The organism is Pseudoalteromonas sp. TAE56 (genome assembly GCF_000497955.1).
Taxonomy (GTDB): domain Bacteria; phylum Pseudomonadota; class Gammaproteobacteria; order Enterobacterales; family Alteromonadaceae; genus Pseudoalteromonas.
The window spans coordinates 1-24,645 of record NZ_AUTN01000144.1 but is presented as its reverse complement, the minus strand read 5'-3'; the positions used below and the strand labels follow the sequence as shown (position 1 = coordinate 24,645).

20 protein-coding genes are annotated in these 24,645 nt (G+C 39.6%); 15 read left to right on the top strand and 5 right to left on the bottom strand.

Features of this window, described 5'->3' with window-relative positions; translation table 11 throughout:
* Positions 1 to 83: 83 nt before the first annotated feature.
* Positions 84 to 764 carry an HAD family hydrolase gene (locus L656_RS0118210; protein WP_024600255.1) on the bottom strand — a complete coding sequence of 227 codons (681 nt, stop codon included), beginning with the start codon at positions 762 to 764 and terminating at the stop codon, positions 84 to 86.
* Complete coding sequence (gene ubiG / locus L656_RS0118205; protein WP_024600254.1) at positions 764 to 1,474, bottom strand: bifunctional 2-polyprenyl-6-hydroxyphenol methylase/3-demethylubiquinol 3-O-methyltransferase UbiG; 711 nt, start codon at positions 1,472 to 1,474, stop codon at positions 764 to 766. Before ubiG ends, L656_RS0118210 begins: the two co-directional genes overlap by 1 nt.
* Positions 1,475 to 1,650: 176 nt before the next feature.
* Here ubiG and gyrA point away from each other — a divergent pair, with 176 nt between their 5' ends.
* The 10 genes from gyrA (at position 1,651) to L656_RS0118155 (ending at position 12,770) form a co-directional block, all read left to right on the top strand.
* Positions 1,651 to 4,350, top strand: a complete 2,700-nt coding sequence (gene gyrA, locus L656_RS0118200; RefSeq protein WP_024600253.1) for a DNA topoisomerase (ATP-hydrolyzing) subunit A — start codon at positions 1,651 to 1,653, stop codon at positions 4,348 to 4,350.
* A gap of 158 nt (positions 4,351 to 4,508) precedes the next feature.
* Positions 4,509 to 5,591, top strand: a complete 1,083-nt coding sequence (gene serC / locus L656_RS0118195) for a 3-phosphoserine/phosphohydroxythreonine transaminase (protein WP_024600252.1) — start codon at positions 4,509 to 4,511, stop codon at positions 5,589 to 5,591.
* On the top strand, positions 5,591 to 6,868 hold the full coding sequence (aroA, locus tag L656_RS0118190) for a 3-phosphoshikimate 1-carboxyvinyltransferase (protein WP_024600251.1): 1,278 nt from the start codon (positions 5,591 to 5,593) through the stop codon (positions 6,866 to 6,868). The genes serC and aroA overlap by 1 nt, the downstream gene beginning before the upstream one ends.
* 106 nt (positions 6,869 to 6,974) lie before the next feature.
* Positions 6,975 to 7,685 carry a (d)CMP kinase gene (gene cmk, locus L656_RS0118185; protein ID WP_024600250.1) on the top strand — a complete coding sequence of 237 codons (711 nt, stop codon included), beginning with the start codon at positions 6,975 to 6,977 and terminating at the stop codon, positions 7,683 to 7,685.
* 96 nt (positions 7,686 to 7,781) lie between these two features.
* Positions 7,782 to 9,449 (top strand): 30S ribosomal protein S1, encoded by a 1,668-nt coding sequence (gene rpsA, locus L656_RS0118180; RefSeq protein WP_002961176.1) that lies wholly within the window; start codon positions 7,782 to 7,784, stop codon positions 9,447 to 9,449.
* A gap of 67 nt (positions 9,450 to 9,516) precedes the next feature.
* Entirely contained in the window at positions 9,517 to 9,804 is a 288-nt protein-coding gene (gene ihfB, locus L656_RS0118175) for an integration host factor subunit beta (protein ID WP_007583054.1), read from the top strand.
* A gap of 21 nt (positions 9,805 to 9,825) precedes the next feature.
* Complete coding sequence (locus L656_RS0118170; RefSeq protein WP_024600249.1) at positions 9,826 to 10,107, top strand: lipopolysaccharide assembly protein LapA domain-containing protein; 282 nt, start codon at positions 9,826 to 9,828, stop codon at positions 10,105 to 10,107.
* Between the two features lie 2 nt (positions 10,108 to 10,109).
* Complete coding sequence (lapB, locus tag L656_RS0118165; RefSeq protein WP_024600248.1) at positions 10,110 to 11,246, top strand: lipopolysaccharide assembly protein LapB; 1,137 nt, start codon at positions 10,110 to 10,112, stop codon at positions 11,244 to 11,246.
* 349 nt (positions 11,247 to 11,595) lie between these two features.
* Entirely contained in the window at positions 11,596 to 12,300 is a 705-nt protein-coding gene (gene pyrF / locus L656_RS0118160) for an orotidine-5'-phosphate decarboxylase (protein ID WP_024600247.1), read from the top strand.
* Between the two features lie 95 nt (positions 12,301 to 12,395).
* Positions 12,396 to 12,770: a hypothetical protein gene (locus L656_RS0118155; RefSeq protein ID WP_024600246.1), complete on the top strand. Its 375-nt coding sequence runs from the start codon at positions 12,396 to 12,398 to the stop codon at positions 12,768 to 12,770.
* 43 nt (positions 12,771 to 12,813) lie between these two features.
* Here L656_RS0118155 and L656_RS0118150 read toward each other — a convergent pair whose 3' ends face one another.
* Positions 12,814 to 13,647: a CvfB family protein gene (locus L656_RS0118150; RefSeq protein WP_024590152.1), complete on the bottom strand. Its 834-nt coding sequence runs from the start codon at positions 13,645 to 13,647 to the stop codon at positions 12,814 to 12,816.
* A 2-nt stretch (positions 13,648 to 13,649) separates the two neighbouring features.
* On the bottom strand, positions 13,650 to 14,978 hold the full coding sequence (locus tag L656_RS0118145; RefSeq protein WP_024600245.1) for a DEAD/DEAH box helicase: 1,329 nt from the start codon (positions 14,976 to 14,978) through the stop codon (positions 13,650 to 13,652).
* 209 nt (positions 14,979 to 15,187) lie between these two features.
* On the opposite strand from L656_RS0118145, the gene trhO reads away from it, so the two are divergent.
* The 5 genes from trhO to L656_RS0118120 all read left to right on the top strand — a co-directional run bounded on the left by trhO (position 15,188) and on the right by L656_RS0118120 (position 23,260).
* The gene (gene trhO / locus L656_RS0118140; RefSeq protein ID WP_024600244.1) at positions 15,188 to 16,195 is read left to right on the top strand and encodes an oxygen-dependent tRNA uridine(34) hydroxylase TrhO; all 1,008 of its coding nucleotides are present in this window, start codon (positions 15,188 to 15,190) and stop codon (positions 16,193 to 16,195) included.
* A gap of 213 nt (positions 16,196 to 16,408) precedes the next feature.
* The gene (locus L656_RS0118135) at positions 16,409 to 17,425 is read left to right on the top strand and encodes an efflux RND transporter periplasmic adaptor subunit (RefSeq protein WP_024600243.1); all 1,017 of its coding nucleotides are present in this window, start codon (positions 16,409 to 16,411) and stop codon (positions 17,423 to 17,425) included.
* A 2-nt stretch (positions 17,426 to 17,427) separates the two neighbouring features.
* Positions 17,428 to 20,508, top strand: a complete 3,081-nt coding sequence (locus L656_RS0118130) for an efflux RND transporter permease subunit (RefSeq protein WP_024600242.1) — start codon at positions 17,428 to 17,430, stop codon at positions 20,506 to 20,508.
* Between the two features lie 142 nt (positions 20,509 to 20,650).
* Complete coding sequence (locus L656_RS0118125; RefSeq protein ID WP_024600241.1) at positions 20,651 to 22,546, top strand: DUF294 nucleotidyltransferase-like domain-containing protein; 1,896 nt, start codon at positions 20,651 to 20,653, stop codon at positions 22,544 to 22,546.
* 3 nt (positions 22,547 to 22,549) lie between these two features.
* On the top strand, positions 22,550 to 23,260 hold the full coding sequence (locus L656_RS0118120) for a 3'-5' exonuclease (protein WP_024600240.1): 711 nt from the start codon (positions 22,550 to 22,552) through the stop codon (positions 23,258 to 23,260).
* Between the two features lie 239 nt (positions 23,261 to 23,499).
* Here the strand turns inward: L656_RS0118120 and L656_RS0118115 are convergent.
* Positions 23,500 to 24,645 (bottom strand): BCCT family transporter (locus tag L656_RS0118115; protein WP_024600239.1); only part of this gene is annotated, 1,146 nt, incomplete at its 5' end.

The following is a 24,645-nucleotide window of genomic DNA, read 5'->3' as shown; positions in this document are numbered from 1 at the left end:
ATTTTGACTGCTTTTTTTATCAGCAAGCTTTGTGTGAAAACTAACACAATCACAATATATAGTGTTTAATAATTAACATGACACTATATATGGTTAAAACCGTCAATTGGACTTAGCCAGTTAAAATTGGCTTCCCAAGCTATCGCTTCATCTCTACTTGGGATGTAACCCCAAAGAGCCGTTGCGGTATGCATACCTGCCGCTTTGCCTGCTTGTATGTCTCGCTGCGCATCACCAATGTATAAACAGCGCTTTGGTTCTACTTGCATGAGCTTTGCACAGTGTAGCAGTGGTAAAGGTGATGGCTTAGCTTCAGTTAAGGTGTCGCCACTTATTACTACACTGGCATTTTTCAATGCAGGAATAGCTGCCACTAAAGGATCGGTTAAAAAGCCAGGCTTATTAGTCATGATCCCCCATTTGATCTTTTTCTGATCAAGGGTGATAAGTAACGATTCAACACCGCTGAAGCAATGCGTGTGCTTTGCTATGTTTGCAGCGTACTCGTTAACTAATTGCTTTATAAGCTCGCTTTGGTGTTGTTTGTCCCATAATTCTTTAAAACCAGCCTCTAATAATGCGCCTGCGCCGTTAGATGCCGCGGGACGGTATATATCACTACTAACAGGTTCTATTTCATTGCTAATAAGGACTGCGTTTAAAGCGGCACCTAAATCATCAGCGGTGTCGAGTAGGGTGCCGTCTAAATCAAATAAAAATGCATCGTACTCTATAAGGGGATGAGGGGCTTGAGAGTTAGCCATTAAGCTAACTTCTCAAAATAAAGTATGTAATTTACGCTAACGTCACTATTGAGCGTATATTGCTTTGATAGTGGGTTATAAGAAAGCCCTGTACTTGCACGGACTTTTAAACCGGCTTGCTCTGCCCATGCAATAAGCTGTGCAGGTTTTATAAACTTTTTATGGTCGTGTGTACCTTCAGGTACCATTTTTAAAAGTTTTTCAGCGCCAACAATGGCGTATAAATATGCTTTAGGTGTTTTGTTAAGGGTTGAAAAAAACACATCCGCGCCTGGTTTGGCAAGTGCGGCTACAGCATGAATGATAGAAGCTGGGTCGGGTACGTGCTCAAGCATTTCCATACAGGTTATTACATCAAAGCGCTCTGGGTTTTGCGAAGCAAACTCTTCTGCCGGTATTTTTATGTAATCTACATTTACGCCTGTCTCTAAACTATGCAATTTAGCAACAGTTAACGGCTCTTGACCCATGTCGATACCGGTTACTTTTGCGCCCATGCGTGCCATGCTTTGGCTTAAAATACCGCCACCACAGCCAACGTCGAGTGTTTCTTTATCGAATAAGCCTTGCGTTTTGTTTGCTATAAAGTCTAGTCGTAACGGGTTAATTTCGTGAAGAGGTTTGAATTCTCCGTCTAGGTCCCACCAACGCTCAGCGATGGCTTCAAATTTTGCTATTTCTGCGTGATCTACATTTTGATGTTCGGTCATAAAATACTTCCTCGTCAATCTGAGGCCATTATATAGGGCTAAATTGATAAATCGCAAAGTTTTGCGCCTGTAAATTAAAATTAATTGTGATAGCATGGCTGTTAGAAATAATAACAATACTCTTAATACCCAATACCGGGTTGTTGAGAGCTGATACTGAAGGAATGTGATATCAAATGACTGATCTCGCCAATGAAATTCTGCCAGTCAATATTGAAGACGAGTTAAAAAACTCCTACTTAGATTACGCAATGAGCGTAATCGTAGGACGTGCATTACCAGACGTACGTGACGGCTTAAAACCTGTTCATCGCCGCGTTTTGTTTGCAATGAACGAGCTTAGTAATGACTGGAACAAGCCTTACAAAAAATCGGCCCGTGTGGTCGGTGACGTAATCGGTAAATACCACCCACACGGCGACAGTGCAGTTTATGACACGATAGTTCGTATGGCTCAGCCATTCTCACTGCGTTATATGCTTGTAGATGGCCAAGGTAACTTCGGTTCGGTTGATGGTGATTCAGCAGCGGCAATGCGTTATACAGAAGTACGTATGGCAAAAATGTCGCATGAGTTATTAGCCGATCTTGAAAAAGAAACGGTTGATTTCGTTCCTAACTACGATGGCACAGAGTTCATCCCTGATGTTTTACCTACGAAAGTTCCTAATTTATTAGTGAATGGTTCGTCGGGTATTGCGGTAGGTATGGCTACAAATATACCACCACATAACTTAACTGAAGTTGTAAATGGGTGTTTGGCACTTATTCAAAATCCTGATTTAACTATTTTAGAGTTAATGGATTATATCCCTGGTCCTGATTTCCCAACGGCTGCAATTATCAACGGTAAGAAGGGCATTGAACAAGCCTACTTAACTGGCCGTGGTAAAGTGTACATGCGTGCACGCGCCGACATCGAAACCGATGAAAAAACAGGTCGTGAAACAATTATCGTTCACGAAATTCCTTATCAAGTTAACAAAGCTCGCTTAATTGAAAAAATTGCTGAGCTAGTTAAAGATAAGAAAATTGAAGGTATTAGCGCGCTACGAGATGAATCTGATAAAGACGGTATGCGTATCGTTATTGAGATTAAACGTGGTGACGTAGGCGAAGTTATTTTAAATAACTTGTATTCACAAACTCAGTTACAAACTGTGTTTGGTATGAATATGGTTGCTTTAATTAATAACCAACCTAAGTGTTTTAATTTAAAAGAAATGCTTGAAGAGTTTATTATTCACCGCCGTGAAGTAGTAACTCGTCGTACCGTGTTTGATTTACGCAAAGCGCGTGACCGTGCTCACACGCTTGAAGGTTTAGCGATTGCGCTTGCAAACATTGACCCAATTATCGAACTTATTCGTAAATCCCCTACACCAGCTGAAGCTAAAATTGCCTTAACAGCACGTCCGTGGGAATTAGGTCATGTACAAGGTATGCTTGAGAAAGCAGGCGAAGATAATGTAGCCCGTCCAGATTGGCTTGCTGCTGATTTAGGTATTCGCGACGGTCAATACTATATTTCTGAGCAACAAGCTCAAGCAATTCTAGATTTGCGTTTACACAAGCTTACTGGTCTTGAACACGAAAAAATCTTAACTGAATATCAATCGTTATTAGAGCTAATTGCTGAACTACTTTATATTTTGGCGACTCCTGAGCGTTTAATGGAAGTTATTCGTGATGAGCTAGTTGAAATTAAAGCGCAGTATGGCGATGAACGTCGTACTGAGATTAATGCAGCGGCTCACGATATCAGCCTTGAAGACTTAATTACTGAAGAAAACGTTGTAGTAACGCTTTCTCACGAAGGGTATGTGAAGTATCAGGCATTGTCTGATTACGAAGCACAGCGTCGTGGTGGTAAAGGTAAGTCAGCAACGAAGATGAAAGATGAAGATTTCATCGAACGTCTTTTAGTTGCAAATACACACGACACGATTTTATGTTTCTCTACAGCGGGTCGTTTATATTGGCTTAAAGTGTATCAGTTACCACTAGCAAGTCGTGCAGCGCGCGGTAAGCCAATTGTTAACTTGTTACCACTTGAAGCAGATGAACGTATTACTGCTATATTGCCAGTACGCGAGTACGCTGAAGATAAATACATCTTTATGGCAACTGCATTCGGTACAGTTAAGAAAACACCATTAACGGCTTACAGTCGTCAACGAGCTAGCGGTATCATTGCTGTTAACTTAAATGATGGCGATAGCTTAATTGGTGTTGATATTACCGATGGTAGCAACGAGATTATGTTGTTCACTGATGCTGGTAAAGTAGTACGCTTTAAAGAAGCTGAAGAAACAACCGTTGTTGATGAAAACGGTAACCCAGTACTTGATGAAGAAGGCAACCCTGAGATTCGTTTCAAAGGTGTTCGCCCAATGGGTCGTACGGCTACAGGTGTTCGTGGTATTAAAATGCCAGACGAGCAACGCGTAGTATCGTTAATTGTACCAAAAACTGACGGTGCTATTTTAACGGTAACTGAAAATGGTTACGGTAAGCGTACACAACTTGAAGATTACCCATCTAAGAGCCGTGCAACACAAGGTGTTGTATCTATCAAGGTGAGTGAACGTAACGGTGCTGTTGTTGGTGCTGTTCAAGTTGACGATAACGACGAAATAATGATTATTTCAAATCGTGGTACCTTAGTACGAACTCGCGTTAATGAAGTTTCTACGGTTGGACGTAACACGCAAGGTGTTATTTTGATCAGAACTATTGACGAAGAGCAAGTAGTTGGTTTACAACGTATAGAAGAGATTGAAGTTACAGAAAGTGACTTAATTGATATTGAAGACGTTGAAACAGTAGATACGGTTATTGATGAAGTAGCGGATGATAATCCTCCTTCAGAATAATTGATATTGAAAAAGCGGCCTTGGCCGCTTTTTTTAATGTTGTTGAAAAAAATTAATAGAGTGTGAAATTATATTCATTCATTAAATTTTAAAGGTTTAGCGGATTGGTATTAAATGTTCATACTTAGTAGTTAAATTACTGGAATGAGGCAAAGGTAATGAGTAAATATAATTTTTGTGCGGGGCCAGCTATGCTTCCGCAAGCGGTTATGAAAAAAGCGCAAAAAGAGTTTCTAGATTGGCAAGACCTAGGTGTGTCTGTGATGGAAATTAGCCATCGTAGTAAAGAGTTTTTGGCGCTTACAGCTAAATGTGAAGCCAGCCTTCGCCGTCTAATGAATATTAGTGATGAATTTGAAGTGCTGTTTATGCATGGTGGTGGTCGTGGTCAGTTTAGTGCTGTGCCATTAAATTTACACCAAGAAGGCAAAACAGCGTTTTATTGCGAGAATGGCGTATGGTCGAAAAGCGCCAGAGATGAAGCGAATAAGTTCACTCAAACGTCTTTTACGGATGTCCGTAATGATGCAGATGGTGAGTTTTCAATTAAAGCCGTTGCTGACTGGGAATTACCAGAAGATGCTGCGTACATCCACTATTGCCCTAATGAGACTGTCGATGGCTTAGAGATTTTTGATGTACCTAGCCACCCAACAGCGCCGATTATTGCTGATATGTCTTCAACTATTTTATCGCGTGAGATAGACGTTAATAAATTTGATTTGATTTACGCTGGTGCGCAAAAAAATATCGGTCCATCGGGTATTTCAATTGTTATTGTTCGTAAAACATTACTTGAGCGCGAAGGTTTGCCAAAGCCTGGTATTTTAGATTACGCACTTGAAGCAAAGCAGGGCAGTATGTTTAATACCCCACCTACCTTTGCTTGGTATTTAGCGGCTGAAGTATTTGAATGGCTTGAAAGCAATGGTGGGGTAAAAGCCATGGAAGCACAAAATATTGCTAAAGCAGATTTACTGTATGATTTTATTGATAACTCAGACTTTTATTCAAATATTGTTGCTAAGCATTGTCGTTCACGCATGAATGTCCCATTTTGGTTAAATGATGAAAGCTTAAATAGCAAATTTGTTGCTCAATCAAGCGAGGCCGGTTTACTTGCACTTGAAGGGCACCGAATTGTGGGAGGCATGCGCGCAAGTATCTATAACGCAATGCCACTTGAAGGTGTTCAAGCACTTGTGGACTTTATGGCTGCATTTGCAAAGGAGCACAGCTAATGGAGCAGCTTCGTTTAGAGCCCATTTCACGTGTAAATGGGACTGTTACTCTGCCTGGCTCAAAAAGCTTATCGAACAGAATTTTATTATTAGCAGCACTTGCAAGCGGTACCACCGTTGTAGAGAACTTACTTGATAGTGATGATATTCGTCATATGTTGGGTGCTCTGAAGCTTTTAGGTGTAAATGTAACACTTAATGAAGAACGCACTGTAGCTACTGTAGAGGGTGTTGGTGGTGTGTTTAAAACACCAAGTGAACCATTATTTTTAGGTAATGCAGGTACTGCTTATCGACCTTTGACAGCAGTGCTTGCGGCTGTAAGTGGCGAATATGAGTTAATAGGCGAGCCACGCATGGAAGAGCGTCCGATAGGGCACTTAGTTGATGCTCTACAAACACTTGGTGGCGATGTTACCTATACAAAACATAAAGATTATCCACCTTTAAAAATCGTAGGCGGCCAAATCAATGGCGGTGAAGTTGAAATTGATGGCAGTATTTCAAGTCAGTTTTTAACTGCCTTGTTAATGGCAGCACCTTTATTTAACGGCGATACAAATATAACTATTAAGGGTACTTTAGTATCTAAGCCTTATATTGATATTACGTTAGGTGTTATGGCGCGCTTTGGTATTGATGTTGAGCACAGTGACTATGTAACTTTTAACGTTAAAGGTGGTCAACAGTATCAATCAGTCGAGCGTATTATGGTTGAAGGTGATGCTTCATCGGCTTCTTATTTCGTTGCAGCCGCAGCGATTGCCGGTGGCGAGATAGAAATTAAAGGTGTTGGCGCTAAATCGGTTCAAGGAGATATAGGCTTTGCTAAAGTAATGGAGCAGGTTGGCGCTAAAATTGATTGGTATGATGAGCGCTTAGTTGTTCGCAAAGGCGAGCTTAATGGCGTAGATATAGATGCGAATGCAATTCCTGATGCTGCTATGACCCTTGCAACAGTTGCTTTATTTGCTAAAGGTAAAACTGCTATTCGTAATATTTATAACTGGCGCGTTAAAGAAACAGACCGTTTGTACGCAATGGCAACTGAGCTTAGAAAAGTAGGCGCTGAAGTTGTAGAGGGTGAGGATTTTATAGAAATTACTCCACCTGAACATTTTAATGATGTTGCTATAGATACTTACGACGATCACCGTATAGCTATGTGTTTTGCTATGGTTGCCGTAGGCGGAAAGCCAATAACGATTAATGATCCAAAGTGTACTTATAAAACATTCCCTACATTTTTCAATGTTTTAGCATCAGTCAGTGAATAAGCTATTTAGAAGTAATTACAAAAGTTACACACTAATAGCAGATATATTTTAATAACTGACGTATAATGTCGCGGTTTATTTAGGTGTGCATTGCAGGAGGTTTTAAATGCAGGCGTTATTAATGCCCGTGATCACCGTTGATGGCCCAAGTGGTTCAGGTAAAGGAACTGTTTGTCGCTTGTTAGCCGACAAGTTAGGGTGGGATGTATTAGATAGCGGTGCGATTTATCGCGTTTTATCTTTAGCTGCACTTCATCACCAAATTGCATTAGACAATGAAGAAGGGCTTGTCCCTCTTGCTGCAAATTTAGATGTGCAGTTTTTGGTAGATAGCCAGACTAATGCAGGAAAAGTTATTTTAGAAGGCGAAGATGTAACCACTACTATTCGTAACGAAGAAGTAGGCGCTGCAGCGTCAAAGGTTGCAGCATTACCTCGCGTTCGTGAAGCATTATTACGTCGCCAGCGTGCATTTCGTAGTGAAAATGGCTTAATCGCCGATGGTCGTGATATGGGCACTGTCGTTTTTCAAGATGCTCCGTTAAAAATATATTTAACAGCAAGTGCAGAAGAGCGTGCTCGTAGACGCTTTGTTGAGTTGAATACGCGCGGTCTTGATGTTACACTAAGTGGTCTATTACAGGACATTCAAGCTCGTGATGAGCGCGATATGAATCGTGCCGTTGCTCCGCTTGTACCTGCAGAAGATGCTATTGAGATCGATACTAGCGAACTTAATGCACAGCAAGTGTTTGATAAGGTAATAACTTTATTAGATATTGCAATCTCTGAAGGTAAGCTTCCTAAACGAAGCTAAAACACATTTTATGCGCCAGCAGGATGCCAGTGCTATTTTAACAACCCCATGCAGCATGGTTGCTTATTGGTATAATATATAGAGACGTATATTCGTATGTCAGAAAATTTTGCGCAGTTATTTGAAGAAAGCTTAAAGGGTTTTGAAGCAGAGCAAGGCTCTATCGTTAAAGGTACAGTAATCTCAATCGAGAACAACATTGTACTTGTAGATGCTGGTCTTAAATCAGAAAGTGCTATCCCTGCTGAGCAGTTCAAAAATGCTGCTGGTGAACTTGAAGTTGCTGTTGGCGACGAAGTAGATGTTGCACTAGATGCAATTGAAGACGGTTTCGGTGAAACTATTCTTTCTCGTGAGAAAGCTAAGCGTCACGAAGCATGGATCCGTCTTGAGAAAGCATGTGAAGAGCAAGAGACTGTTACTGGTGTTATCAACGGTAAAGTTAAAGGCGGTTTCACAGTTGAAGTTGATTCAATCCGTGCTTTCCTACCTGGTTCACTTGTTGATGTTCGTCCAGTACGTGACACAACTCACCTTGAAGGCAAAGAGCTTGAATTTAAAGTAATCAAGCTTGACCAAAAACGTAACAACGTTGTTGTTTCACGTCGTGCAGTTATCGAATCTGAAAACTCACAAGAACGTGAAGAGCTTCTTGCTAACCTTGTTGAAGGCCAAGAAGTTAAAGGTATCGTTAAGAACCTTACTGACTACGGTGCATTCGTTGACCTTGGTGGTGTTGATGGTCTACTACACATTACTGATATGGCTTGGAAGCGTGTTAAGCACCCTTCAGAAATCGTTAATGTTGGCGACGAAATCGCAGTTAAAGTTCTTAAATTCGACAAAGATAAAACTCGTGTATCTCTAGGCCTTAAACAGCTTGGTGAAGATCCATGGGCAGCTATCGCTGGTCGTTACCCAGAAGGTTCTAAACTTTCTGGTCGTGTTACTAATCTTACAGATTACGGCTGTTTCGTGGAAATCGAAGAAGGCGTTGAAGGTTTAGTACACGTTTCTGAAATGGATTGGACTAACAAAAATATCCATCCTTCAAAAGTTGTTAGCTTAGGCGACACTGTTGAAGTTATGGTTTTAGAAATTGACGAAGAACGTCGTCGTATTTCTCTTGGTCTTAAGCAATGTATTGCTAATCCTTGGCAGGAATTTGCTCGTCTACAAAACAAAGGCGATCAAGTTACTGGTAAGATCAAATCAATCACTGACTTCGGTATCTTTATCGGTCTTGACGGTGGTATTGACGGTCTTGTACACCTTTCAGACATTTCTTGGAATACACCTGGCGAAGAAGCTGTACGTGAATTCAAGAAAGGCGACGAAATCACTGCTATCGTATTGCAAGTTGACCCAGAGCGTGAACGTATCTCTCTAGGTGTTAAGCAAATCGAAGCTGACCCATTCAATAACTACCTTGATGCAAACAAAAAAGGTGCTATTGTTAAAGGTAAAGTGACTGAAGTTGATGCGAAAGGCGCAACTGTTGAACTTATCGAAGGCGTTGAAGGTTACATCCGTGTAGCTGATATCGCTCAAGAGCGCGTTGAAGATGCAACTACTGTTGTTTCTGTAGGCGACGAGATTGAAGTTAAATACGTTGGTGTTGATCGTAAGAACCGCACTTTAAGCTTATCTGTAAAAGCTCTTTTCGAAGCAGAAGAGAAAGAAGTACTAGAGAAGCTTAAGAAAGAAGAGCCAGTGTTTGAAAACGCAATGGCAGCTGCTTTCGCAAATGCACAAAAAGACTAATATATAATTAGTTTTTAGTTGGAAGGGCATTTTTTGCCCTTCCTATATCTCTTTTTAAGGAAACGCTATGACTAAGTCAGAACTGATAGAAACACTTGCGGAACAACACGCACACGTTCCAGTGAAAGATGTTGAGAATGCTGTAAAAGAAATTCTTGAACAAATGGCCGGCTCATTATCTACTTCAGATCGTATTGAGATCAGAGGTTTTGGTAGTTTCTCTTTGCATTTCCGCGCTCCTCGCACAGGTCGTAATCCTAAGACTGGCGACACAGTTGAGCTTGAAGGAAAGCATGTACCTCATTTTAAACCAGGCAAAGAATTACGCGACCGCGTAAATGAAAGCATTGCCTAGTTAACTTAGTGGAGTAGTTACTTGTTCAAGGTATTAAAAATTATTCTGGTTGCACTATGCCTTATCAGTGCATTTGTATTAGGGTCACAAAACCCACAGTTAGTACAAATAAATTATATTATAGCCAGTAATACATTACCTTTAGCTGTAATAATAAGTATCTGCTTTTTATTAGGTGTTTTAATTGGTTGTTTTATTAGCTTTAAATTGTTTTCGCAATTAAAGTGGCAAAACTACCGCTTAAAAAAGCAATTAGCGCCTGAAAAAGATAAAAAAAAGCTTGCCGCGAATAAAGACACCTAACTATGATTGAGCTTTTGTTTTTACTATTACCTGTTGCCGCTGGTTACGGTTGGATTATGGGTAAAAATAGTGCCAAAAACCAAGCTCATCAACTTAATCGTCAGATCACTTCTGAATACAGCAAAGGCTTAAAGTTTCTACTCGACAGAGAAGAAGACCAAGGCTTAGAGCACTTAATTAATTTGCTTGAAGTTTCAGCTGACTCTGTTGAACACTATTCTACACTTGCTACTATGTTTCGCCGTAGAGGTGAACTAGACCGCGCAATAAAAATCCATGAACTTCTTTTAAAACACCCAAGCTTAAATGAACAACAAGCTGCAACTAGCCGTTTAGAACTTGCCGAAGATTACATAATGGCTGGTCTACTAGATAGTGCAGAAGAGCACTTAGTTTGGTTAGTTAAAGCAGGGCATGTAGAAGCGCTAGATCCTATTATTACTTTATACTCGCAAACCCGTGAATGGGAAAAAGGCATCAACATGTTTGAAGCCCACAGCGAGCTATTTGCAAAAGAACAACAATTTAAAGCGATCGCTAATTTTTATTGTGAGTCGGCTTTAAGTGAAAATACACCTCAACTAATGAGAAAAGCGATTAGCTTAAATTATAAAGCCGTACGTCCGCTTTACGAGTTAGGGTTAGTTGCTTACGCGAAAGAAGATTACGTTAAAGCTATTTATTACTGGCGTGAGCTAGTATCACAATTCACTTTGTTTGCGCCGTTGTTTATTGATGAGCTAGCTCACAGCTATAAACAATTAAATCTAACGCATCAATTTCATGAGTTAGTCAGTGACTTGTTAGAGAAGGGCGGTGTATTAATTAAAATAAAACATTGCCAAGCATTACTTGAGCAAGGACACACTAAACAAGCCTTTGAATTTCTAACTGATAGCTTAAAACGTCAACCTACTATTCGTGGTTTCAGTTTTTTACTGCAATTAATGGGTGACCAAAACAAAAATACTAAAGAAGTACTTAACGAAATTGATAAGCTTGTAACGTCTTATATTGCTACAAAACCTGATTTTCAATGTCAGCACTGTGGTTTTACGAGCTACACCATATATTGGAATTGCCCTTCTTGTAAGCATTGGGAAACCATTGTTCCAAGTCGAGGCTTAGACGGATTTTAATAACCCCTTAAATAATATCGGATTTAACTATGATAATTTTAGCAAATTAAACTGAGAGTTTACTGGGTTGGAATTTTTTGATGTTGTGTCTATATAAATTTCTCTACACCTTCTCTCAAATTACCAGCTAGCACTATTGCATTAAATCTATTTAAACAATTACTTTATATCAATTCGCTTATTAAGTGGTCTGTTTTGAGGTAAGAAAATTGTGTCGATAACAAGGCAAGAATTTCGTTATTTTATTGTTGTATATCAGAAATTTTTAAGCAGTTAGCGTCAAATTTAGTCCTTCAAATTGATTAAGTATTATTGCGGATTGGTATTATAGCCATACATTAGGATAGTCATGTCTTTCGAACACTCAAAAAAAATTCTTATAGCATTAGATTACGATGACCAAGAGGTTGCTTTAAACTTTGTTAAACAACTTTCTCCTGATACATGTCGTCTTAAAATAGGCAAAGAGATGTTTACTTATTTTGGACCTACATTCGTTAAAGAGTTAATTGATTTAGGTTTTGATGTTTTTCTAGATTTAAAGTTTCATGACATCCCTAATACAGTAGCTAAAGCTGTTACTGCTGCGGCTAAAATGGGTGTGTGGATGGTAAATGTTCATGCTTCTGGTGGTTTTGAAATGATGAGCAAAGCTAAATCGGCTCTAGAACAGTTTGGCGATAAAGCGCCATTACTTATCGCTGTTACTGTATTAACAAGCATGGATGAAACAGAATTAAAGCGCTTAGGCGTTGATAAATCAGCTCAAGAGCAAGTTATATATTTAGCTAAGCTTGCAAAGGAAGCTGGGCTTGATGGCGTTGTGTGTTCTGCACAAGAAGCAAAAGCCTTAAAAACAGAGTTAGGTGAGAGTTTTAAGCTTGTTACGCCAGGTATACGTCCTGAAGGGAGTGATGCGGGTGATCAAAAGCGTATCATGACTCCTAAGCAAGCAATTGATGCAGGAAGTGATTATTTAGTTATAGGTCGACCTATTACTCAGGCGGATAATCCCGTAAAAGTGCTTAGTGATGTTAATAAATCCATAGCGTAATTTAACAAAAAGCAGCAATATAGTGCTAAAACCCCTTACTGCATGTGTATTTTATGTTACATTATTAGTATTAATGATGTAGTAGGGGGTTTGCTTTGAAGTTATTATTAGGTTTCATAATTATTATTGTTGCGGGTTTTTCGGTAAATAAGTACGTCTTTTCTAATAAAGCATATGATGATGTTACATCAGTAACAGATATAATTTCGAACTATCCTATTAATATGTTCGATTTTAAACAAACAATGCGAGATTATGCACACCACCTGTGTTACAAAAATGAGGATACACTGATATCTCAGCATATAACGGTAACTGATTGCATATCTAAGCTTGATGATAAAAAAACAGAATGCGAAAAGAAGGTTTTTCGTTTGGCACCGCTTAACCTAGAGTCAAAGGGTGAAGTGCTTGATTATTCAAGGCAATATACGCAATGTACATTGCCTTATAAGTACATTCTAGGTTAATTACAAACAGATAATATTAGTAATTAAAGCCTATTATTTATGATTAAGATCTTAAGCGAATGGATTTCGCTTCAATATCTATTAACTCTTGTTTGAATAATCCACCAATTGCTTTTTTATAGTTAGCTTTACTAGTAGAAAACATCTTTTTAATCGCTTCAGGTTCGGACTTATCGCCTAATGGAATAACTCCACCTTCGTTTTTAAGTTTTTGCATAATAGTTTCACCAAGGTCACTTACTTTACCCATCCCCGGCTTTTCTAGTACAACATCAATTTTTCCGTCTTCACGTACTTTTTGAATGAACCCTTTAAGCTTTTGACCCACAAATAAGCTTTTAAATACCATATTGTAGAAAACAACACCAAAGTGCGATTCTTCAATTAATACCTTGTAGCCAATATCTGTTTTACCAGCAACAATTAAATCCACTTCTTGTAAGTGCGTATACTGCGGCTCATCTTTAGATAGAAAGCGATTAAAGTTGTTTGATGCACAAATACGTTGGCTTGCATTATCAAGGTACAAACGAACTAAATATGAGTGACCTTCTTGCATACGTGGTTTTTGTTCGTTAAATGGGGTTAGTACATCTTTTTCAAGACCCCAATCTAAAAACGCACCAATACTATTAATTTCTTTAACGCGAAGCAGGGCATATTCACCTACTTGTGCGTGTGGCTTTTTAGTTGTGGCAGTTGCTAAGTTAGCGTTGTCTAAGAAGATAAATACACTAATGCTATCGCCCGCTTCAAGCTCATGTTTAATTTCTTGTTTTGGTAAAAACACTTCACCTAAATCATGACCGTCTAAGTAAGCACCTTCGTTACTCACTTCTTTTACAAATAATGTTTGTGTGGTTCCTAGGTAACTCATAATTATTCCTGCTCAGTCTTTTTTTTACGGCGCATTGGTGTGTCGCCATCAATGTTCATTGGTGCTTTAATAGGTGCTGTTGGCTTTTTAGGTTTGGCTTTGCGTTTAAATACAGGTTTTTTAACAGCGGCGGATTTTTCTTTAGATTTATCCCACGTTGCTTCAGGCTTTTTCTCTTTAATACCTTTAAACTTGGCTTTTAAACCTTCGACACTTGCAAATACAAGCTCATCGTTCAAAAACGATTTAATAGCTAAATAGCTTGCCCAGTCTTTAGGTCCAACAAGCGATAAAGCATTACCTTTAAAACCAGCACGGCCTGTACGGCCAATGCGGTGTACATATTCTTCAGCGTGTTTTGGCAAATCAAAGTTAATAACATGCGTTACACTTAGTAAATCTAAACCACGAGATGCAACATCGGTTGTGATTAATATTTTAAAGTTTTCGCGACTAAATGAATCCATTATATCTAAACGTTTATTTTGCGTTAAGTCACCTGCAAGCGCTACAGACTTAAAGCCTTTAGCATTGAGCGCCTCACTCAAACGACTCGTGTCAGAACGCGTTGCCGTGAAAATAATGCACTGCCCAACATCATCTTGATTCAAAAAGTGCTCTAATAGCGCTTCTTTATGATCAAGATGATCGGCAAGGTATAACGTTTGTTTAATATCGCTATGTTGCTCGTTCGCTGCACTTAGCGTAATTTGCTTTGGCTTTTTTAATAGATTACGTGATAGAGCGTCTACTTGCGCATGGTCAAGTGTTGCAGAAAACAATAACGTTTGGCGTAAACGGTGATTAGCTTGCTCGTTAATCATTTTCAATTGCTCAGTAAAGCCTAAATCTAATATACGATCGGCTTCATCAAAAATAAGCAGTTCTAGCCCACTCAATTGTAAAGATCGTTTTGTAATGTGATCGGCTAAACGCCCAGGTGTAGCAACTACAAATTGTGGATCATTTCTAAGTGCTTTTATTTGGTCATTAAAGTTCTCGCCGCCAAGTATTTTTACGGCCTTAATGGCTGTGCCTGCAATTAATAAACGCAGCTGAGTAAATACTTGCGTAGCAAGCTCACGCGTAGGAGCAACAATAAGTACACGAGGATCGCGTTTACTGAGTGCTTTTTGTTTCATAACCCTTTGTACAGCAGGTAATAAAAACGCCAAGGTTTTGCCCGACCCTGTTTTCGACTGAGCGAAAATGTCATGCCCTGCAAGTGCGGTAGGCACTGCATGCGCTTGAATATCGGTGGGCTGGGTGATCCCTTGATGTGCTAACTGTGTTTCAAGGCGTGTATCAATCCCAAGATCAGTAAACTGCAATGTGTGTTTCTCCAAAATAAGCAAATTAAGTCTATAAATTTATCAGCGCATTATAGCTTACACAGATAGGTCGCTAACAGTAAAAACCAATCTATAGCGCTATTTTTTGCAATTAAACTAAAAAAGCGTAAAATACGCGCCCCATATGCGCCGGATTTACGATTCGGTAAATGCCAATTGTGGCAACTAAAAGCAAAATAGGAAATAAGATGACGGCAGTTCATAAAAATGATGTGACAAAGGACCACTTTGTAGTGTGTGCAATGTATAAGTTTGTGGCTTTACCTGAGTATGAAGCCCTTAGAAAGCCATTACTTGAGGTAATGGAAGCAAACGAGGTTCGTGGTACTTTACTTATTGCAGCTGAAGGTATTAACGGTACGGTTTCTGCAAAACGTGAAGGCATAGATAATCTATTAGCCTGGCTTGATGAGCAACCTAATTTAAAAAATATCGTAACAAAAGAATCTTACGATGATGAATGCCCGTTTTACCGTACTAAAGTAAAATTAAAAAAAGAAATTGTAACTATGGGGGTTGAAGGTGTAGACCCTCTAAAAGTTGTAGGTAGTTATGTTAAGCCTAATGAATGGAATGCGTTAATATCAGATCCTGACGTTATACTTATTGATACTCGTAATGATTACGAAATAGAAATAGGTACTTTTCAAAACGCAGTCGATCCAAACACTAAAACATTTCGTGAGTTTCCTCAGTGGGCAAAAGAAAACTTAGACCCTGAAAAACATAAAAAAGTGGCTATGTTTTGTACTGGCGGTATTCGCTGTGAAAAATCAACTGCGTATATGAAAGAGCAAGGCTTTGATGAGGTATATCATCTTGAAGGTGGTATTTTAAAATACCTAGAAGAAGTGCCAAAAGAAGAAACAATGTGGGAAGGCGAGTGTTTTGTATTTGATAATCGTGTAGCGGTTGATCACGACTTACAAAAAGGTTCTTATGATCAATGTCACGCCTGTCGTATGCCAATTACAGAAGAAGAAAAATTAAAGCCTGAATACATGGAAGGTGTATCTTGCCATCATTGTATTGAAGAAGTAACGGATGAACAGCGGACACGCTTTGCTGAACGCCAAAAACAGATTGAGCTCGCGCAAGCGCGTGGTGAAGGCCACATTGGTAGCGAAGCACAGGCAGTTTTACAGCAACGTAAAGAGGCTAAAAAAGCGCAAAAGGATGCTCAGCGCGGTAAATAACATTTATTAATGAATACTTTTATCAGCCCAGCTTATGCTGGGCTTTTTAGTTTTAACTGTCACTTGTATTTTTTGTTAGTTTTACCTAAATTGGTATCACCTACGTAAACTCATCCTATTGTTTTGCTAATTTATCGTTCTAACCTATTTATTGATCAAACAGCTGTTAGACTTCGTACGGTAATGAAAATAATAATTAGTTAGGGTGTAACTTTGAAATCTCGAATTTTATTAATCAGTACATTAAGTGCTTTACTATTTGTAACTTTACCAGCATTAAGCGCTAATGTTGTGGTACAAAAAATAACATTAGAGCGTGCTAAGCAACAAGTACAAGCAGTTGGTAATACAGAGGCGATTCATTCAGTTATGTTATACCCAGCTGTGGGTGATAAGGTGACCGCTGTATACTTTAAACCTGGCGATAAAGTAAAAAAAGGCGATATGTTACTCGAGCTCGACTCTCGCAGGCAAAAAGCCGCGCTTGATGAGGCTAAAATTAAACTTGCCGATACGCAAAGAATATTAGAGCGATTACAGCAAAGCCAGGCTAAAGGAGCTGTGCCTAAAAGTGACGTAGACGACGCTAAAACAGTTGTTGAACTTGCAAAAGTTACTTTAACTCAAGCACAAACAGAGCTTGAAGATAGAAAAGTTATTGCACCTTTAAATGGTATTATGGGGCTAACAGATGTTGAGGTTGGCGATAGAATTTCTGAGCTTACTGAAATAGCGAGTATTGATGACACGAGTGACTTGTATATTAATTTTAATGCGCCAGAATCAGCCATATCTATGCTACGTAATAAAAGTAATATAACAGTATTTCCTTGGCAGTCAGAAAGCCCAATTAACGCTCAAATTGCTTATTTAGATTCTCGAATAAATCCTCAAACTCGTACTCTTCGTGTTAAAGCAAAACTTAACAATGCGAATGAGCAGTTTTTGCCGGGTATGAGCTTTAGAGTTCATATTGAAGTATTAGGTGATAATTACGCTGCAATACCAGAAGCTGCGTTACTGTGGGGAGCAACGGGTCCTTACGTATGGACAAGTGTTGATAATAAAGCCACACGCGTTGATGTAAAAATAGAGCAACGCCTTGCAGGTCGATTACTAGTATCGGGCCCATTAAAAGAGGGTGATATTTTAGTTATTGAGGGCGTCCAACGCCTACGAGCTAAGCAAGAACTAAGCTTTAACGCAATTGATTCAGATTCGCAGGAGTAGGTATGAAACAACAACCTATGATGCAAGATTTACCATCAATGGCTATTCGTCGCCCTGTGCTTATAGTTGTACTCAACTTACTAATTATTATTGCCGGGATTGCAGCTATTGCAGGGATTGAGGTTAGGGAACTCCCCGATGTAGATAGGCCGCGTATTACTGTTTCTGCACCATTTCCGGGTGGCTCACCAGAAACTGTAGACACTGAAGTAACCAGTAAACTAGAAGGCGCAGTAGCACGCGTAAGCGGTGTTAAATCAATACGAGCGCAAAGTGAAGAAGGAAATTCACGAATTGTCGTAGAGTTTAGGCCCGGAATTAATTTAGACGATGCAGCAAACGAAACGCGCGAATCGGTGGCACGTGTTCAACGAGATCTCCCCGAAGAAGTCGAGCGAGTATCCATTATTAAAGCCGATAACGATGCAGAAGCCGTTGTATCGTTAACCGTCTCTAGTGATAGTCTATCGCTTGAAGCACTTACTGAACGTGTTGATGTTGATTTAGCCCCGCAGTTTTTAACCATTCCAGGTGTTGCGGATGTACGCTTAAATGGTGATAGGGAACGAGTATTAAGAGTACGAATTGATCCTCTTAAACTAAGCAGCTTCAATTTAACGATTCCAGATGTTGCACAAGTACTTAGCCAAGCTCCGTTTGACGTGCCAGCAGGAAGTTTAAAATCAAACGATCAACAAATTATCGTACGGGCTGATGCTACATCAATAACACCAGAGCAAGTGGGCGACATTATAATTCAAGGTGATACCCGCATTAGCGATATTGCAGCTGTTTACTTTGGTCCCGCTGATCCACGTTCTATGGTAAGACTCAACGGTAAACCTGTTATAGGCATGGAGATAATTCGTCAAGCCCAATCAAATACGATAGAAATATCTGATGAAGTGTTAAAGCTCATCAACAGCATGCAAACGCGCTTTCCTGAAATGGAATTTACCCTTACGTCTGATGATGCACAGTTTATTAGAAGCTCAGTTGATGAAGTTATTTACTCTTTATTACTTACTGTGTTGTTAGTAATTGTAACGCTTTGGGTTTTTATCGGCTCTTGGCGTGCCACACTTGTACCTGCTTTTGCAATCCCCGTGGCGTTAATTGGCTCATTAGCACTGATTTGGGCACTTGGTTTTTCAATTAACATTTTAACTTTACTAGCCCTTGTACTTGCCACCGGTTTAATTGTAGATGATGCCATTGTAGTTAGTGAGAATATTCAGCGACAACGAGGATTAGGTTTAGGCAGACGTGCAGCTGCGGTAATAGGAACACGAGAAGTGTTTTTTGCGGTAATAGCAACAACTGCAGTACTTGCAGCTGTATTTATACCTATTGCATTTTTACCTTCAACCGCTGGGCGGCTGTTTAGAGAGTTTGGAGGTGTACTTGCAGGCGCCGTTATTATTTCAAGCTTTGTAGCTTTATCATTAGTACCAGCGCTAACTTCAAAGCTAAAACTAAAACAGGGTGGTTTTCATCCATTTGCTAAAGTAGGTCATTGGCTTGGTGGTATTTATACAAAATCAATTCACAAAGTGCTAGACCATGCGTGGGTTACATTTATAGCCTGTGTATTGGTAGCGGCTGGCTCAGGCGCTTTATATACAAGTTTAGATAGTGAATTACTACCAACAGAAGATCGTGGAAAAATACGTATATTTGCACGAGGCCCTGACGGTGTAGGGTTAAACTTTATGGATAGANAAGCCATAAAAATGGAAGATATTTTATTACCTTTTATTGATAGCGGCGAAATAGAATCAATTTATACGGTAGTTGGCCAATGGGATCCAAATATAGTATTTATCACTGTGCCATTAAAGCATTGGGATGAAAGAAATTTTACTCAACAAGAAATAATCAATAAAATTCGTCAGCCCTTGGGTGATATTCCCGGTGCACCAGCATTTCCAGGCGGTGCAAATAGTTTAAATTTACGTGGTCAAGGTGGCGGTGTTGAAATAGCCTTACTAGGTCAAGACTACCTACAAATATTTAAAGCTGCGCAGCAGTTTTCAGCGGCACTTGAAAAAGCAGTGCCTGAAGTTGCCCCTGTTCGTATTTCCTATCAGCCATCGCAACCACAGCTTAGAGTTAATATAGATAGACGGCGTGCGCAAGAGCTGGGTGTAGCGCTGAGCGACATAGCAATTACACTGAGAGCGGCTATTAACGGAGATGATGTTGAAGATTTAAACATAGGCGATCAATCCGTTCCTATAATGTTGCAAGCTCAAAATCAAACCATAAACGATCCGAGCGATTTAGCTAATTTATATATTAGAGCTGGCAATAACAGCTTAGTGCCATTAAGTAGTGTTGCTTATATCTCTGAAGAAGGTGTAGCAGCTGAACTTGAGCGACATGCACAGCGCCGCTCTATTGAGCTCAGTATGGAACTGCCCGAAGGATTAACTATCGCCTCTTTAGTAGATCAAATTAAGCAGGTGTCTGAGCAATCATTAGCGCCTGGTATTGCACTTGCGTTTAAAGGTGAAGCACTGACCTATGAGGAAACATCTAACGAAGTGCTTGTAACCTACGTATTGGCTTTTTTAATTGTATTTTTAGTTCTTGCTGCCCAGTTCGAAAATGTAAATAGTGCTGTCGTGGTTATGATAACCGTACCATTTGGTATTACATCTGCAATTTTAGCGCTTTATTTAACGGGGACATCGTTAAATATATACTCTCAAATCGGCTTAGTTATGCTGATTGGCTTAATCGCTAAAAACGCTATATTACTGGTTGAATTTGCCGACCAATTACGCGACCAAGGTTTATCTGTTAGAAAAGCTGTTGAGCAAGCTGCACTAGTACGTTTAAGACCCATTACAATGACTCTTATATCGACCTTGTTAGGTGCGTTACCATTAATTATGTCTACCGGTGCGGGCGCTGAAGCACGAAATGCAATTGGTTGGGTGGTGTTTGGTGGCCTAGCGCTCGCCGTATTATTTACCCTTTACCTTACACCTGTTATTTACTTAGGTTTAGCTCGCTTTACGACCCCTCGAGGCGATGAATCTAAAGAGCTCGAACAAGAGCTAGAAAAGCTAAATTAAAGTGTAATTAAAGCTAGACTCATTACTCTTTTAGCTTAAAAGAGTAATGAGTCTTAGTTATATCTTGATTGGCTATATTTGTTTGTTAAGATAGCCACCTAAGCATATACATGCCTTACTGTGTGGTCACAAGGAATCCCCTATGCAAGCCGAGCAAGTTGAAATCGCACAATTTTTAGCACAACATCCTCCTTTTGATGACTTACCTCAAAAAGCGCTTAATGAGCTAGCTCAACAAGTTGAAGTTGCTTACTTTAGAGCAAAAACAGATATTTTGAGTTTTGGACAAGATATATCTGATTTGTATGTAATTAGAAGTGGCTCTGTAGAAATGTATCGCCGTAATGGCGAGCTTTATAACCGTTTGGCTACCGCAGGTATATTTGGTCAAATGGGTTTATTGATGAACCGTAAGGTACGTTTTCCTGCAACAGCTCTTGAAGATACATTAGTATACTGCATAAATGTTGAGCTATTTAATCGTTACTGTGATGAGTTTGATGCGTTTGCTGATTACTTTGAAACAGATGGTAATGTGCGTTTACATCAGGCTATTGTTGAACAAGCTGATGGCAATGACCTTACAACTGCGAAAGTGAAATCATTAATTCACCGAGATGTAGTAACCGTAGATGCAACCTCTACAATACAAGATATCGCTAAATTAATGACCGAAGAGGCGGTTTCGTCTGTTTTGGTAACCGACGTAAATAAGCCTATAAACGATGATCCTGAGGAAGATGATGGACAAGTCGTTGGCATAATAACCGATAGGGATTTACGCTCAAAAGTAGTGGCTAAAGGCCTTGCCTTTAACACACAAGCAAAAGATATTATGTCGACTAACTTAGTGCTCTTAGACGCAAATGACTATATTTTTGAAGCAGTACTTGCCATGCTTAGAGATAATTTACATCACTTGCCTGTAGTACAAAAAAAGCGCCCTATAGGGGTTATCTCTCTCTCTGACATTTTACGTTACGAATCGCAAAGTAGTTTATTGCTTGTGCGCGGTATACTTGCTCAACAAACAATTGAGGATTTGGCACATTATGCGCGCCAGTTGCCCAACGTATTTGTTCGTATGGTCAACGAAGATGCAAACTCTCACATGGTTGGCACTGCCATGGCCGTTATCGGTCGTACATTCAAACAAAGATTGCTTGTATTAGCTGAAGAAAAGTTTGGTCCACCTCCCGTTCCTTATTGTTTTATTGCATTGGGCTCAATGGCTCGAGATGAGCAACTTATTGTAACGGATCAAGATAACGCGCTAATTTTAGATGACAGTTATGACGACGAAAAACATAACGAATATTTTCAAAATATCTCAGACTTTGTTTGTGATGGCTTAGCACAATGTGGCTATACGTATTGTGATGGAGAAATAATGGCGTCGTTCAAAAAGTGGCGTAAAACTCGCTCACAGTGGTTTGATCAATTTGCAGATTGGATAGCTCAGCCAAAACCACAAGCTTTACTTAATAGCTCTATATTTTTTGATTTAGACGGAGTATGGGGTAAAACCAAGTGGGCTAATGAACTTAAAATATTTATAGCAAAACAAAGTAAAGTAAATCGTGTGTTTTTGGCTAACATGGCAGCAAATGCGAGAAATAGAACACCACCGCTTGGCTTTTTCAAAGGCTTTGTTATGGAACATAATGGCCAACATAAGCGCTCAATGAACTTAAAACGACGAGGTACTGCACCACTTTCGGATGTTATTCGCGTGCACGCACTAGCTATAGGTTCGCGTAAACAAAACTCGTTTGAGCGTTTAGAAGATATTATTGAAGCAAAACTTTTACCGCAGGGTAAAGCGCAAGATTTACGTGATGCACTAGAGTATATAGCCATGATGCGAATTCGCCATCAAGCGTGGCAAATAGAGAAGGGCGAAGAGCCAGATAATAACTTAGATCCACATTTACTGTCTCCCTTTGAACAGCGAAACTTAAAAGAAGCATTTGCTATTTTAGAAAAAGCACAAAGCTATTTAAAATTTAGCTACACAGCAAACTCTGGTGTGAAGTAGCCTATGAATCCGCGTAATTACAAAGCAGTTGATTGGCAAGCTAGATATAACGAGCTTGCCAACAGCACCGAAAATAAACTCTTAAAACATTTTTATGCTGGTGCTTATAATCAAGACAAAGCCGCAGTAAAAGATGTGCCCTTTGTAGCAATGGACTTTGAAACCACTGGTTTAAATAGCCAAAACGACGATATAGTGAGTGTCGGATTAGTGCCGTTTAGTTTAAAGCGTATCTATTGTAAACACAGCAGGCATTGGGTTGTACAACCTAGACGTAACCTGCATGAAGAGTCTATTTTAATCCATGGGATAACCCATTCTGAGGTAGATGACGCCCCTGACTTTAATCAAATCATTGAACCTTTACTTGAAGCGCTAAGTGGTAAAGTTGTCGTGGTGCATTACGCTGCTATAGAACGTCATTTTTTAAATAATGCGTTACTACTACGGCTTAAAGAAGGTATTGAGTTTGCACTTGTTGATACAATGGAAATAGAAAAAAGAGCACTCAAAGCAAGGCAAGGCTTATTAGGTCGAGTATTTAATACAAAACTTGGCTCGCTCAGATTAACAGATTGTCGTGCGCGTTATTCCCTACCTGCGTATCAAAACCATAATGCGTTAACAGATGCACTTGCTACAGCTGAGCTTTTACAAGCGCAACTGAATCATCATTACCGTGTAGATACTCCAATCTCAGAATTGTGGGGGTAATACTAATACGCAATAATGCTTTAATCATATTGAAGGTTAAACCTGACGTTAGCTACGCTAAAATTTATCATTTAGAGCAACTAAATAACGAATTTTTGCCTTACTATTGAGACGTTTTTTCTGCCACAAAACAGATCACTTTATTAAGCGAATTGATATAACCTTAAATAGTTAAACAAAAAAGCGCCGCAATTATTGCGGCGCTTTCGTTACTAATTAAAGTATTGCTACTTAAGGTATTACTTAACTGGGCGAGGCTCAGTTCGTAAACCTAAAACTAAGCTTAAACACATAAACAACAATACAATAGTGAATGGCAAGCCTGTAGAAACGGCACCTGCCTGTAGTGCTTCAATTGCTTGTGTGCCACCAATCCAAAGTAGAGCTGCTGCAATAGCGCCTTCTACCGATGCCCAAAATATACGTTGTGGAACTGGTGCATCAATTTTACCGCCAGCAGTAATCGAATCAATTACTAGTGAACCAGAGTCAGATGATGTAATAAAAAACACTAGCACTAATACAATCGCAATAAACGATAAAATATTAGATAGAGGTAATTCATCAAGCATCTGGAACATAGCTAAAGGAACTTCAGTTAAACCATTAGTACCTAGAGCACCAACACCGTTAACTACTTGATCAATCGCAATACCGCCGTAAATCGACATCCATAAAACAGTAACTAGCGTAGGGATAAGTAATACCGCAATTAAGAATTCACGAATTGTGCGACCACGTGATACTCGCGCGATAAACATACCTACAAACGGTGACCAGGAAATCCACCAAGCCCAGTAAAACACAGTCCAACCATGCATCCATGTTTCATCTTCGCGGCCATGTGGGTTACTCAATGGAATTATATTTTCAACATAACCCATAATAGTCGTTGGTACGTTACCCATTGCTACAGCAAAGCCAACTAGGCAAACAAACAATAGCAATGAGAAAGCAATTAGCATGTTTACATTACTGAGTAGTTTTACACCACCGTCAATACCACGAACTACAGAAACAATCGCTAAAAGTGTTACACCCGCAATAACCAAAATTTGAGAGCCAATGCCACCTTCTGTACCAAATACATGGTTAATACCTGCAGAAGCTTGCTGCGCACCTAAACCTAAAGACGTTGCAAGGCCAAATAATGTAGCAAGTACAGCTAAGATATCAATGATATGACCAGGCCAACCCCACGCTTTGTCGCCTAATATAGGATAAAAAATAGAACGAATTGAAAGAGGTAAACCTTTGTTGTACGTAAAAAATGCAAGAGATAAACCAACAACAGCGTAAATAGCCCAAGGATGAAGACCCCAATGGAACATAGTCGCGCCCATTGCTAATTTTGCAGCCTCTGGTGTATTAGCGGCTACGTTAAG

Coding starts and splice junctions, on each gene's coding strand:
- pyrF (WP_024600247.1), top strand. CDS start 11,596: ATGTCTTTCGAACACTCAAAAAAAATTCTTATAGCATTAGATTACGAT.
- L656_RS0118210 (WP_024600255.1), bottom strand. CDS start 764: ATGGCTAACTCTCAAGCCCCTCATCCCCTTATAGAGTACGATGCATTT.
- aroA (WP_024600251.1), top strand. CDS start 5,591: ATGGAGCAGCTTCGTTTAGAGCCCATTTCACGTGTAAATGGGACTGTT.
- ihfB (WP_007583054.1), top strand. CDS start 9,517: ATGACTAAGTCAGAACTGATAGAAACACTTGCGGAACAACACGCACAC.
- L656_RS0118120 (WP_024600240.1), top strand. CDS start 22,550: ATGAATCCGCGTAATTACAAAGCAGTTGATTGGCAAGCTAGATATAAC.
- L656_RS0118150 (WP_024590152.1), bottom strand. CDS start 13,647: ATGAGTTACCTAGGAACCACACAAACATTATTTGTAAAAGAAGTGAGT.
- rpsA (WP_002961176.1), top strand. CDS start 7,782: ATGTCAGAAAATTTTGCGCAGTTATTTGAAGAAAGCTTAAAGGGTTTT.
- serC (WP_024600252.1), top strand. CDS start 4,509: ATGAGTAAATATAATTTTTGTGCGGGGCCAGCTATGCTTCCGCAAGCG.
- cmk (WP_024600250.1), top strand. CDS start 6,975: ATGCAGGCGTTATTAATGCCCGTGATCACCGTTGATGGCCCAAGTGGT.
- gyrA (WP_024600253.1), top strand. CDS start 1,651: ATGACTGATCTCGCCAATGAAATTCTGCCAGTCAATATTGAAGACGAG.
- L656_RS0118125 (WP_024600241.1), top strand. CDS start 20,651: ATGCAAGCCGAGCAAGTTGAAATCGCACAATTTTTAGCACAACATCCT.
- lapB (WP_024600248.1), top strand. CDS start 10,110: ATGATTGAGCTTTTGTTTTTACTATTACCTGTTGCCGCTGGTTACGGT.
- trhO (WP_024600244.1), top strand. CDS start 15,188: ATGACGGCAGTTCATAAAAATGATGTGACAAAGGACCACTTTGTAGTG.
- ubiG (WP_024600254.1), bottom strand. CDS start 1,474: ATGACCGAACATCAAAATGTAGATCACGCAGAAATAGCAAAATTTGAA.